This window comes from Nonomuraea sediminis (genome assembly GCF_018531495.1).
GTDB classification, from domain to species: domain Bacteria; phylum Actinomycetota; class Actinomycetes; order Streptosporangiales; family Streptosporangiaceae; genus Nonomuraea; species Nonomuraea sediminis.
Window position 1 is genome coordinate 14,056 of record NZ_JAHDTI010000009.1, and the last position, 12,243, is coordinate 26,298.

Below are 12,243 nucleotides of genomic sequence, written 5' to 3' on the forward strand. Positions count from 1 at the left end.
CATCGCGTCGTGTTGAGCACGATGCAGGACGTTCCGCTCAACGTTTCGCAGATCCTGCGGCACGGCTCGGTGGTCCACGCCGGTTCCCGGGTGATCACCTGGACCGCCTCGGGGCCGCGCGAGCGGAGGTTCGCCGAGGTGGGCGCGCGGGCCACGCGGCTCGCGCACGGGCTGCGCGAGCTGGGCGTGCGCGGCGACGAGCGGGTGGCCACGCTGATGTGGAACAACGCCGAGCACCTGGAGGCCTACCTGGCCGTGCCGTCGATGGGCGCCGTGCTGCACACGCTGAACCTGCGGCTGCCCGCCGACCAGCTCGCCTACATCGTCAACCACGCCGACGACCGGGTGATCATCGTCGACGCCTCCCTGCTGCCGGTGCTCGAGCCGCTGCTGCCCGGCGTGCCGGGGGTGGAGCACGTGGTGGTGGTCGGGGGCGGGGAGTTAGGTCCTGTACGGCCGGCCGTACACGACTACGAGGAGCTGATCGCCGGGCGGCCGGACGAGTTCGGCTGGCCGGAGCTGGACGAGCGGACCGCGGCGGCGATGTGCTACACGTCGGGCACCACCGGGGACCCCAAGGGGGTCGTCTACAGCCATCGGTCGGTCTACCTGCACGCGATGCAGGTCAACATGGCCAGGGTGCTGGGCTCCGGGCCCGAGGACACGGCGCTGCCGGTCGTGCCGATGTTCCACGTGAACGCCTGGGGGGTTCCGCACTCGTCGTTCCTGGCGGGGGTGAACCTGCTGCTGCCCGACCGGTTCGCGCAGCCGGGGCCGCTCGCGGAGATGATCGCGACCGTGCGGCCGACGCACGCGGCCGGGGTGCCGACCGTGTGGCAGGGGCTGCTCGCGGCCGGGTCCGGCGACCTGTCGAGCCTGCGCTCGCTCGTGATCGGTGGCTCGGCCTGCCCGCCCGCGCTGATCCGCGCCTACGACGCGCTCGGCGTGCGGGTCAACCACGCCTGGGGCATGACGGAGATGTCGCCTCTCGGCACGGTCGCCGAGCCTCCGCCCGGCCTGCCCCCCGAGCAGGAGTACGGCTACCGCGTCACGCAGGGCAGGTTCCGGGCGGGCGTGCAGGCCCGCCTGGCGGGGCCGGACGGCGAGATCCTGCCGTGGGACGGGCAGAGCGTCGGCGAGCTGGAGGTCCGCGGGCCGTGGATCGCCGCGGCCTACTACGGCGGGACAGCGGCGGAGCCGCTGCGCCCGGCGGACCGCTTCGCCCCCGACGGCTGGCTGCGCACCGGCGACGTCGGCACGATCACCCCGGACGGGTACCTGACGCTCACGGACCGGGCCAAGGACGTGATCAAGTCGGGCGGCGAGTGGATCTCGTCGATGGCGCTGGAGAACCTGCTCATGGACCACCCGGCCGTCGTGGAGGCGGCGGTGGTGGCGGTGCCGGACGACAAGTGGGGCGAACGGCCCCTGGCGGCGGTGGTCGTGGCGGAGGGCGCGGAGGTCACCTTCGAGGAGCTCCGCCTCTTCCTGGCCGAGCGGATCCCCCGCTGGCAGCTCCCCGAGCGCTGGACCAGGGTCGAGGCGGTGCCGAAGACGTCGGTCGGCAAGTTCGACAAGAAGGTCCTGCGCCGGTGGTACGCCGACGACAAGCTTCCCGTCACTCACCTGTGAGGACGAGCGGCCGCGGATAGCCGCGCACCGTCCCGCGCCACGGCTCGTGCACGAGCGCGTCCGGCACGCCGGCCAGCTCGGGAACGTGGGCGCGTACGTAGCGGCCCTCCGGGTCGAACCGCCTGGCCTGTCGGAGAGGGTTGAAGGTGCGGTTCGGGCGGGTGTCGTTGCCGGTCCCCGCCACCCACTGCCAGTTGCCGTAGTTGTCGGGGACGTCACCGTCCAGCAGGAGGTCGAAGAAGTGCGCGGCGCCTGCCCGCCAGTCGATCTTCAAGTGCCTGACCAGGTAGGAAGCGGAGATGAGGCGGGCGCGGTTGTGCATCCAGCCCTCCGACAGCAGCTGGCGCATGCCCGCGTCGACGATCGGGACGCCGGTGCGGCCGTGCTTCCACGCCTGCTCGGCGTCCGGGTCGTCGCGCCAGCGGTGGCCGCGCGGGCGGTAGTCGTCGCGGTTGATGCGCGGGAAGGCGAAGGTCACCTGGTGGTGGAAGTCGCGCCAGCACAGCTGGCGGACGAAGTCGTCGTTGCCGAGCGTGGCCACCTCCAGCGGCGACAGGCATCCGAAGCGCAGGTAGGGGCTGAGCCGGGAGGTGGCGTCGGCCGCCAGGTCGTCGTGGAGGTCGGCGTATTCGCCGAGATGGCGTCCGGCCCACTGGCGCATCCTGCGCCTGGCGTGGCTCTCCCCGCCCTGTGCGGAGCCCGGTTCGGGCAGGGCGCCGGGGTCCAGGCCGTCCGGCAGCGGGATGCGGGGCGGTGCGGGCAGGAGCGGGCGGCGCCGGGCCCGGGTCCAGGCGCGCCAGTAGGGGGTGAAGACGCGGTAGTGGTCGCCGCCGCCGCTCGGGCGCAGCAGGTCGGGCGGGAGCACGGTGACGCCGGGGAAGCTGCGGTACTCGATCCGCTCGGCGGCCAGGCGGTCCTGCCTGGCGCGGGCCAGGGCGGTGACGTCGGCGCTGGCGAAGACGGCGGACGCCGACGTCTCGGTGGCCAGCCGCATGGTCTCGGTCACGGGGTCGCCCCGCCGTACGATCAGGTCGGCGCCGCGGGCGCGCAGCGAGGCCCGCAGGTCGGCCAGGCAGGCGGCCAGGAACGGGCCGCGCCGGCCCGCGGGCACGGCCGGGTCGAGCACGAACAGCGGGATCACCCGCCGCGCCCGCTCGCACGCGGCCGACAGCGCCGGGTGGTCGTGTACCCGCAGGTCCCGGTTGAAGAGCACGATCACGGTGTCCACTCCTGAGTCTTCGCGGGCCCGGCTCCCGCGGTTGCAACCGCGGGCGTACGGCGGGCCGAAAGAATGGGCGGATGGACGACGACCGTGTGGAGGAGGAGCCCGGGTACGGCATCGGCGCCGTGGCCCGGCGGCTCGGCGTGCCCGCGCCGACGCTGCGCACGTGGAACCTGCGCTACGGCCTCGGCCCGAGCCACCGCACCTCCGGCGGCCACCGCCGCTACGGCGCCCGCGACCTGCGCGTCCTGCAGGAGATGAAGCGCCTGATCCACGAGGGCGTCGCCCCCGCCGAGGCCGCCGCGCTGGCCCGCCGCCTTCCCGTCGCAGCCGAGGTCGTACCCGCCCCGGAACCGAGGGAGCCGGTCGGTGGCCACATCCCGACCGTCGCGGCGCTGGCCAGGGCCGCGACGGCGCTCGACGGAGCCACCGTCAGCCAGGCCGTCGGCGCGGCGCTGGCCAGGCACGGCGTCCGCTGGACGTGGCTGGAGCTGGTGCTGCCGGTCTTCGCGGCGATCTCCCGCAGGCAGGCGGAGACCGGCGCGGGCATCGAGGTGGAGCACCTGTTCTCCGACCGGCTTCTCGCCGCGCTGCTGCCGCTGACCGATCGGCCGGAGCACCCGGTCAACCCGCGGCCCGTGCTGCTCGCCTGTGCCCCCGACGAGCAGCACAACCTGCCCGCCTACGCCCTGGCCGCCGAGCTGACCCAGACCTACCGGGTGCAGACCAGGACGCTGGGCGCCCGCACTCCCTACCCCGCCCTGGGTGACGCGATGCGCAGGCTCGGCCCGTCCGTGGTCTTCCTCTGGGCGCACCTGCGCGAGACCGGCGACCCTGCTCCCCTGGCGGGACTGCCCGCTCTCCGGCCGCCCGTGCCGGTCGTGGCGGGCGGCCCCGGCTGGTGGCCAGGCCTGCCGGGGAAGGTCACCCGGGTCACGACGTTCGACCAGGCGATCACCACGATCCTGGCGCGGCTGCCCGGCGGCTGAGCGGGGTGCAACCGGCGGGCATGGTGCGCGCGAAGAACCTGGCATGGCTCGTTGCCTGGTGACGGGAGCCTCGGGGTACATCGGCGGGCGGCTCGTGCCCGAGCTGCTCGCGGGCGGCCACGAGGTGCGCTGCATGGCCCGCTCGGCGGGACGGCTGCGCGACCTGCCGTGGGCGCCGCGCGTGGAGATCGTGGAGGCCGACGCGCGCGACCCGGAGGCCACCCGTGCCGCGCTCGAGGGTGTCGAGGTCGCCTACTACCTGATCCACACCATGGGCCAGGGCGGCGACTTCGCCAGGGCTGACCGCGCCGCGGCCCGGACGTTCGCGCGGGCCGCCGAGGCGGCGGGCGTCCGGCGCATCGTCTACCTCGGCGGCCTGACCTTCGGCGCCGCCAGGTCGCCGCACATGCGGTCGCGGGCGGAGGTCGCGGAGATCTTCCTGGACTGCCCGGTGCCCGCGGTGGTGCTGCGCGCCGCGGTGATCATCGGCTCGGGGTCGGCCTCCTTCGAGATGTTGCGCCACCTGACCGAGCGGCTGCCGGTCATGACCACGCCCACCTGGGTGCGCAGCCTGACGCAGCCCATCGCCGTCCGCGACGTGCTGCGCCACCTCCTGGCGTGGGCGGGCCTGCCGCAGGAGGTGAACAGGAGTTTCGACATCGGCGGCCCCGACGTGCTGACCTACGCCGACATGATGCGCGGCTACGCGGCGGTCGCCGGGCTGCCGCCGCGGCTGATCATCCCGGTCCCGCTGCTGAGCCCGTGGCTGTCGAGCCACTGGGTGGGCCTGGTCACGCCGGTGCCCGCGGGCATCGCGCGGCCGCTGGTGGAGTCGCTGCGCGGGCAGGCCATCTGCGGGGAGCACGACATCACGGCGTACGTGCCCGATCCGCCCGGCGGCCTGATCGGCTTCCGCCGGGCCGTCTCCCTCGCGCTGCAGAAGATCAAGGAGGCCGACGTGGCCACCCGCTGGTCCTCGGCCTCGACGCCGGGAGCGCCCAGCGACCCGCTGCCGACGGATCCCGACTGGGCGGGCGGCAGCCTGTACGCCGACGAGCGCGAGCTGCGGGTCGGCGCCCGCCCGGAGGCCGTGTGGAGGGTGATCGAGGGTATCGGCGGCGACAACGGCTGGTACTCGCTGCCGATCGCCTGGCGGCTGCGCGGGATGCTGGACAGGCTCATGGGTGGCGTGGGGCTGCGCAGGGGCCGCCGCGACCCGCACCGGCTGCGGGTGGGCGACGTGATCGACTTCTGGCGGGTCGAGGAGATCGAGCCGGGCCGCCTGCTGCGCCTGCGCGCCGAGATGCGGCTGCCCGGCCTGGCCTGGCTGGAGCTCGGCGTGACCGAGGAGGACGGCACGGCCGTCTACCGCCAGCGGGCCCTGTTCCATCCGCGCGGGCTGCTCGGGCACCTGTACTGGTGGATGATCTGGCCGCTCCACGGGTGGATCTTCGGCCGGATGCCGGGCAACATCGCCGCGGCGGTGATCTCCCCTGCCTTGGTTGCCTCCCGTCGCCGCTCCGCGTTGAATAGGTTTTGAATAACTTATCTACGCCGAGGACGGCTGGCATGGACGCACTGGAGGCGTGCTTCGAGACGCACGCGCCGCTCATCCGGTCCTACGTGCGCAGGCTGGTGCCCGCGCAGGACGTGGACGACGTCACGCAGGTGGTGTTCGCGGAGGTCTGGCGATCGCGGGAACGCTACGAGCCAGGACGCAGCCTCGAGGCGTGGCTGCTCGGCATCGCGCGCAAGCGCGCCATCGACCACCTGCGCCGCGCGCGCCCGGTCCTGCCCCTGGAGGCGGCCGGCGAGCCGGTCGGCGCCGACGGCCGCCGCGACAGCGACCGGATCGCCGACCGCGACCTGGTCCGCCGCGCCCTGGCCGCCCTGCCCGACGCGCAGCGCCAGGCCATCCAGCTGGCCTACTACGGCGAGCTGAGCCAGCGGGAGATCGCCGAACGCCTGCGCGTGCCGCTGGGCACCGTCAAGGCCCGCACCTCTCGCGGGCTGTGCCTCCTGGCCGCCATGCTGGAGGCGGCATGACCGCCAGACCCCGGCTGGGCGTCTCCAGTTGCCTGCTCGGCGAGCCCGTCAGGCACAACGGCGGCCACAGCCGCAGCCGCTTCCTCACCGACGTGCTCGGCCCGCACGTGGACTGGGTGCCCTGCTGCCCCGAGATCGCCGCGGGGCTCGGCGCGCCCCGCGAGACGCTCAGGCTGGAGGCGGCACCGGACGCCGACGGGACTCGGCTGATGACCCGGACCAGCCGCCGCGACCTCACCGGCGACATGAGGGAGCTGGCCGTACGGCATGGCGCCACGCTGGACGTGGACGGCTACGTCTTCAAGTCCAAGAGCCCCAGCTGCGGCCTGCACGGCATCCCCGTCCATCCGCCCGGCGGCCCGCCGCTGCACCGCCGCAACCGGGGCATGTTCGCCGCCGCGATACTCCAGGCCCACCCGCTGCTGCCCGTGGAGGACGACGGCCGCCTCAACGACGCGCTGCTGCGCGAGAGCTTCATCGAACGGATCTTCGCCCACGCCCGGCTGCGCGAGCTGCTGTCAGGACCGTGGCGGCCCCGCGACCTGGTCGCCTTCCACGCCCGGCACAAGATGCAGCTGCTCTCCCACGATCCGGCCCGCTACCGGCAGGCGGGCCGGATCGTGTCGGAGGCCGGCGTCCTGCCCCGCGAGGAGCTGGCGCGCGCCTACGCGGCGCTGTTCCGCGAGGCGTTCGCCGCCAAGGCCTCCACGGGCCGCAACGTCGACGTCCTGCTGCACTGCATGGGCATGCTCGGCCTCGACGTCGCGCACCGCGACGACCTGCTGCACGTCATCGACGCCTACCGGGCGGGACTGGTGCCGCTGAGCGTCCCCACGGCCCTGGTGCGCCACCACGCCACCGGCTGGATCGCCGGCCAGACCTACCTCGCGCCCTACCCGGACGACCTGCGGCTGCGCCACCACCTGGCGGCCTGACCGCTAGTCGTCGAGGGTGCCGTAGGTGCCGGCGCGGAAGAGGAAGGACGCCCAGGAGCGGTAGGGGCGCCAGGAGTCGGCCAGCCTGCGGTAGGCCGCGGAGGGAGAGTCGGGCGGCAGGCCGTACTGCTCGCGCAGGATCGCGAAGAGCCGGGGCTCGTCCCCTGGGAAGGCGTCGGGAGCGCCCGCACCGCGGATCAGGATGAGGCCCGCGGAGAACGGTCCCACGCCGGGCAGCGCGCGGAGCTCGGCCAGGGCCTCCACCGGGTCCAGCGAACGCAGGTGCTCGGTGGTGAGGGTGCCGTCGAGGGCGGCGCGGGCCAGGGCGCGGATCCACTCCTCCTTCTGCGCGGGGAGGCCGAAGCCGTCGGCGTCCGCGAGCGCGACGGGCGGAGGGAAGGCCGTGAACACCTGGTCGTCCACGGTGATCCTGGCGCCGTACCTGTCGGCGATGCGCTGCTTGATGCGGGAGGCGATGAGCATCGAGGAGCGCTGCACGATGACCGCCCAGCAGGCCGCCTCCCACGGGCTCCAGAAGCACACCGGCCGCAGCCCCGGACTGCGCCGCTGCAGGTCGCCGAGGACCGGGTCGGCCTCGCCGAGCTTGGCGAAGCCGGTGCCGTCCACGTCCATCGACAGGATGCGCGCCACCTCGGCCCTGATCCCCGGCCCCGCGGGTCGCGTCGTGGTGACCGCCACGCCGCCCGGCGCGCCCGTCACAGTGACGCCGATCGGCCGCCAGTCCGTCTCGGCGCAGTACGCGAAGCGCAGCGCCCGCCCGTCGGAGTGGGACAGCCCGCCGGTGGCCGGCCAGTCCTCGACGAAGCGCAGCGCGGCCGCGAAGTCGTAGGGCCCCTCGGCGGTCAGCGTGAATCCGGTCACCAGGCGCCTACAGGCTGGAGGCCCCGTCCTTCAGGGCGGGGAGGAAAGCCGGAACGGTCGGACATGGTGGTCTCCGGGTTTTGTCGGTGTTGATCGCTAGATTGATCGGCGTGTCCCGCTACCGGCTCCAGCCGACACCTGCCCAAGAGCAGGCGCTGGCCGAGCATTGCGTAGCGGCTGGAGCACAAAGCACCCGGCCGTGTCGTCAAGGTCACCCCTGCGTACACGAGTCAGCGTTGCTCGGCGTGCGGGAGCGTGGACGGAAAGTCGCGCGAGAGCCAAGCCGACTTCCGCTGCCGATCCTGCGGATACGCCTGCAACGCCGACGTGAACGCGGCCAGAAACATCAAACACGCGGCAGGGCATGCCGTGTCTGCGCGGGGAGGCGAGCCGTTGGGCTGGCCTGCAAACCGTGAACCTCAACCTGTCCTCCTCTCAGCGTGAGATGGGTTGGAATCCCCCGCCTTCGGGCGGGGGAGGATGTCAAGCACGCCATCGTAGGACCAGACCAGCAGCAACGCGGCCAGGGCGGTCATGACGACGCCGACGCAGAATCACCCGTCGAAGCGCCGGTCACGGCTCATGAGCAGGTCCTTCACCCCTCCACTCTCCCGGGCGGCGAAACCACGGGTCTAGCACTGATCGGACATCCACGATTGCGGCCGCCACGCAGGGGAAGTCCTCACAAATGGCACGAATCGCGATCGTCGGGAGCGGGTTCGGCGGATACGGCTGCGCCCGGCACCTGGAAAGGGCCCTCAGACCGGCCGAGGCGGAGATCGTCCTGATCACGCCGCTGGACTACTCCCTCTACACGCCCCTGCTGCCCCAGGTCGCGGCGGGCGTGGTGCAGCCACGCTCGATCGTGGCCCCGCTGCATCGCAAGCTGCACCGCACCAAGCTGCTGCCCGGCGCCGCCAGGGGCGTCGACCTGGACGCCCGCACCGTCGAGGTGACCAAGCTCTGCGGCGACCACGTCAAGGTGCCCTTCGACCTGCTGATCCTGGCTCCCGGCAGCATGACCCGCACGTTCGACGTCCCCGGCCTGAGCGAGCACGCGCACGGCCTCAAGACCCTCTCGGAGGCCGTCTACCTGCGCGACAGGGTGATGCTGCAGCTCGAACTGGCCGCCTCGACGGACAACATGCAGGAGCGGGCCTCCCGATGCAGCTTCCTCGTGGTCGGTGGCGGCTACACCGGCTCGGAGACGGCGGGCTCGCTGCAGTTGCTGACCAGCAAGGCCATGCGGCGCTTCCCCGAGCTGCGCGGACTGCTGCGCTGGACCCTGATCGACCTGGCCGACAGGCTCCTGCCCGAGCTGGGCGACCACCTGGGCAGGGCCACCGAGCGCATCCTGCGCGAGCGCGGCGTGGACGTGCGGCTGGGCCTGACGGTCGACAAGATCTCCGCCGACTCCGCCGAGCTGAGCGACGGCACCACGCTTCCGACCAGCACCGTCATCTGGGCGGCCGGTGTGACGCCGCGGCCGGTGGCGGCCAGTCTCGGCACCGAGACGGCCAAGGGCCGCCTGGTGGTGGGCGCCGACCTGCAGGTGCCGGGGCAGCAGGGGGTGTTCGCGCTGGGTGACGCGGCAGCCGTACCTGATCTCGCGCGCGAGCCCGGTGCGGTGTGCGGCGCGACCGCGCAGCACGCCACCCGGCAGGCCGCGACGGTGGCGCGTAACGCGGTCGCCGCGCTGCGCGGCACGCCCTTGAGCCAGTACCGGCACCGCGACCTGGGCTTCGTCATCGATCTGGGCGGCCTGCAGGCGACCGCCGACCCGCTCGGGGTGAACCTGACCGGCCCGGTCGCGCAGCTGGTGACGCGCGGCTACCACCTGCTGACCGTCCCCTCCGGCCGCGCCAAGGCGCGCGTGTCGGGCGACTGGCTGGTCAACGCGCTCACCGGCGACGACCTGATCCGCCTCGACTTCCTCCTGGATTCCAGCGGCACCCTGGCCGAGCTCGAGCGAACCTAGATCAGCCCGGTACGGCGGGCCAGCGCGGCCGCCTCGACGCGGGAGCTCACGCCCAGCTTGGCCAGGATGTTGGACACGTGCACGCCCGAGGTCCTGGCCGAGATGAACAGCCGCTCGGCGATCTGCTTGTTGCTGAGCCCCTCGGCCACCAGCGACAGCACCTCCAGCTCGCGCGCCGACAGCGCGGGCTCGCCGGTCAGGCTGGTCCTGGTGGCGCCCGCGGCGCCGGCCACGGCCGCGCGCAGCGGCTCCGACCCCACCTGGCCGGCCAGCGCGGCGGCCTCCCTGAGCAGCTCGCGCGCCCGCGCGGGCTCCTGCTCGGCGTGCCGGACCAGGGCCTGCCCGAGCGCGTACGGCTGGCCGACCACCCGCCAGGCGGCCACCGCCTCCGCCCACGAGCCGCCGGTCTCGGCCTCGAACGTGGCCCGGTAGGCCTCCTGCACCCGCCCGATCGTGGGGATCCCCTCGGGCGCGGCGGAGACGAGCCCGGCGCGGGCGGCCAGCGCGAGCAGCGGCCAGGAGTAGCGGCAGCTGAGCGTCAGGTCGTGGGCGGACATGACGTGGCCGACCAGCCCGGCCAGCCGCTCGCCGTCGCCCGCGGCCTCGGCCAGCCGGCACTCCAGCAGGTCGGGCTCCAGGCAGGAGTCGTAGCCGCGTGACCTGCCGCGCATGAGCGGCCTGGCCTGCCGGACGACCCCGCCGGCCTCCTCGAGCGCGCCCTGCCAGACCGCGACCGTGCCGAGCACCAGCAGCAGCCAGGCGCGGATGATCGGCGGCGGGTCCAGGGTCAGCGCGGCGGCGATGACCTCGCGCGCCTCCTGCCAGCGGCCCTGCGAGGTCAGCGGCTCGGACAGGTTGGCGGCCAGGTGGGCGCCGCGGGAGCGGGCCAGGCCCACCCGCCGGGCCTGGGCGATGCCGGTGCGGGCGGTCGCCTCGGCCCTGGCGTGCTCGCCCGCCGCCTCGAGCACGTCGGCCTCGCTGGCGTAGGCCACCAGCACGGCGTCGTCGTCGGGCGCCTCGGCCCTGGCCCTGGCGTACAGCTCGGCGGCGGTGGCCAGGTCGCCCTCCAGCGCGGTCAGCGCGGCCAGCGGGGTCAGCGACCTGGTGTCGCCCAGCGCCAGCGCCTCCTCGGCCAGCTCGCGGGCCTCGCCGTACTGGCCGATCCAGGTCAGCGTGTTGGCCAGGGAGCCGATCAGGCGGGCCTCGCGCGGCGCGAGCCGTACGGCCTCGCGCAGGTCGTCCAGGCCCTCCTCGCCGAGCAGGTCGCGGATGGCCACGCGCAGCTCGAGCAGGTGGGCGGCGCGCAGCGGGTCGCTCACCTCGGCGAGCGCGGCGCCGGCCAGTTCCTCGGCGCGGGTGGCCTCGCCGGCGTGCAGCGCGTCGCGGGCGGCCAGTTCGAGGACCTGGGCGTGGTCCTGGCCGCTCGAGTGCTCCCACAGCTCCAGGACGCGGTCCCAGCGGCGGGCCTCCCAGGCGGCCTGGAAGGCCCTGGCCCGCTCCCCCGCGGCGTACCAGTGGTCGGCGGCCAGCTCGGGCTGGGTGCCCGACAGAAGCGCGGCGCAGCGGGCGTGCAGCCGGCGCCGCTCGCCCGGCAGCAGGTCGTCGTAGACGGCCTCGCGGATGAGCGTGTGGCGGAAGGCGTACCCGTCGCCGTCGACGAGCAGCAGCCGGGCCTTCACGACCGGCCGCAGCGCCTCGTCGAACGTCAGCTCGTCCAGGCCCGACGCCCGCAACAGCACCTCGTGCGGGATGCGCCGCCCCGCCACCGCGGCGACCCGCAGCACGCCCAGGCCTGCCTCGCCGAGCCGTTCCGCCCCGGCGAGCAGCAGCTCGCGCAGCGAGGCGGGCGTGGCCGTGCCCGCGTCGGCCAGCGCCTCCACGAACAGCGGGTTGCCCTCGCTGCGGGCCAGGATCTGGTCCACGTCGGAACGGCCGAGCAGCCGCGCCACCTCCGCGCGCCCCAGCGGCGGCACCCGCAGCACCTCCACGCCGGGCAGCCGCAGCGGCTCGCGGGAGGTGAGCACGACGAGCACGCCGGGCCGCATCAGGTTGCGCAGCAGGAACGCCAGCAGGTCGCGGCTGGCCTGGTCGGCCCAGTGCAGGTCCTCGAGCACGAGCACGACCTGCCGTCGCCCGGCCGCGCCCTCGACGAGCAGCAGCACCTCCTCGAACAGCCGGGCCCTGCCCAGGTCGCCGCTCTCCTCGACCTCGCCCAGCTCGGGCAGGAGCCTGGCCAGGCCCCTGCTGCCGCCGCCGGGCACGAGCCGCGCGCCGTACTCCCTGACCAGCCGCCGTAGCACGGGGACGAACACGGCGTAGGCCGTCGCGCCCGGGTCGGCGCCGCCCTCGGCGACCAGCGCGTCCGTGCGGGAGACGAACTCGCGCACCAGGCTCGACTTGCCGATCCCCGCCTCGCCGACCACCAACACGGCGGCGGGCGCGCGCAGGCTCGCGCCGGCCAGCTCGGCCAGGGCCGCCAGCTCAGCCTCTCGTCCGACGAACACGTCACTCATTATGAAGAGGCGGCTAAGCATGATGCCCGATGTGCCCGAGTCGTCG

The 12,243-nt window shown here is 74.2% G+C and carries 10 protein-coding genes; 7 read left to right on the forward strand and 3 right to left on the reverse strand.

What is annotated here, in order from left to right:
- The first annotated feature begins 9 nt into the window (after positions 1-9).
- Complete coding sequence (locus KIK09_RS31690; RefSeq protein ID WP_214323087.1) at positions 10-1,632, forward strand: long-chain fatty acid--CoA ligase; 1,623 nt, start codon at positions 10-12, stop codon at positions 1,630-1,632.
- Here KIK09_RS31690 and KIK09_RS31695 read toward each other — a convergent pair.
- A complete protein-coding gene (locus KIK09_RS31695) occupies positions 1,619-2,860 on the reverse strand; it encodes a cryptochrome/photolyase family protein (protein ID WP_214323088.1) in 1,242 nt (413 codons plus the stop codon). The genes KIK09_RS31690 and KIK09_RS31695 overlap by 14 nt on opposite strands.
- A gap of 71 nt (positions 2,861-2,931) precedes the next feature.
- Between KIK09_RS31695 and KIK09_RS31700 the strand changes: the two genes are divergently transcribed.
- From KIK09_RS31700 to KIK09_RS31715, 4 genes are read left to right on the forward strand one after another with little or no spacing between them, the layout of a single operon-like run.
- The gene (locus KIK09_RS31700) at positions 2,932-3,843 is read left to right on the forward strand and encodes a MerR family transcriptional regulator (protein WP_214323089.1); all 912 of its coding nucleotides are present in this window, start codon (positions 2,932-2,934) and stop codon (positions 3,841-3,843) included.
- A 43-nt stretch (positions 3,844-3,886) separates the two neighbouring features.
- Positions 3,887-5,383: an SDR family oxidoreductase gene (locus tag KIK09_RS31705; protein WP_214323090.1), complete on the forward strand. Its 1,497-nt coding sequence runs from the start codon at positions 3,887-3,889 to the stop codon at positions 5,381-5,383.
- A 29-nt stretch (positions 5,384-5,412) separates the two neighbouring features.
- The gene (locus KIK09_RS31710; RefSeq protein ID WP_214323091.1) at positions 5,413-5,889 is read left to right on the forward strand and encodes an RNA polymerase sigma factor; all 477 of its coding nucleotides are present in this window, start codon (positions 5,413-5,415) and stop codon (positions 5,887-5,889) included.
- Positions 5,886-6,824, forward strand: a complete 939-nt coding sequence (locus tag KIK09_RS31715) for a YbgA family protein (protein ID WP_214323092.1) — start codon at positions 5,886-5,888, stop codon at positions 6,822-6,824. The genes KIK09_RS31710 and KIK09_RS31715 overlap by 4 nt, the downstream gene beginning before the upstream one ends.
- Positions 6,825-6,827: 3 nt before the next feature.
- Here KIK09_RS31715 and KIK09_RS31720 read toward each other — a convergent pair whose 3' ends face one another.
- Positions 6,828-7,706, reverse strand: coding sequence for a DNA-3-methyladenine glycosylase family protein (locus KIK09_RS31720; RefSeq protein ID WP_214323093.1), 879 nt, complete (start codon positions 7,704-7,706; stop codon positions 6,828-6,830).
- Positions 7,707-7,883: 177 nt separating this feature from the next.
- Here KIK09_RS31720 and KIK09_RS31725 point away from each other — a divergent pair, with 177 nt between their 5' ends.
- Both KIK09_RS31725 and KIK09_RS31730 read left to right on the forward strand, forming a co-directional pair.
- Positions 7,884-8,150: a zinc ribbon domain-containing protein gene (locus KIK09_RS31725; RefSeq protein ID WP_308164460.1), complete on the forward strand. Its 267-nt coding sequence runs from the start codon at positions 7,884-7,886 to the stop codon at positions 8,148-8,150.
- 244 nt (positions 8,151-8,394) lie between these two features.
- Positions 8,395-9,684: an NAD(P)/FAD-dependent oxidoreductase gene (locus KIK09_RS31730; RefSeq protein WP_214323094.1), complete on the forward strand. Its 1,290-nt coding sequence runs from the start codon at positions 8,395-8,397 to the stop codon at positions 9,682-9,684.
- Here the strand turns inward: KIK09_RS31730 and KIK09_RS31735 are convergent.
- Positions 9,681-12,188 carry an ATP-binding protein gene (locus KIK09_RS31735; protein ID WP_214323095.1) on the reverse strand — a complete coding sequence of 836 codons (2,508 nt, stop codon included), beginning with the start codon at positions 12,186-12,188 and terminating at the stop codon, positions 9,681-9,683. The two genes, KIK09_RS31730 and KIK09_RS31735, sit on opposite strands and share 4 nt — an antisense overlap.
- Positions 12,189-12,243: the final 55 nt, after the last annotated feature.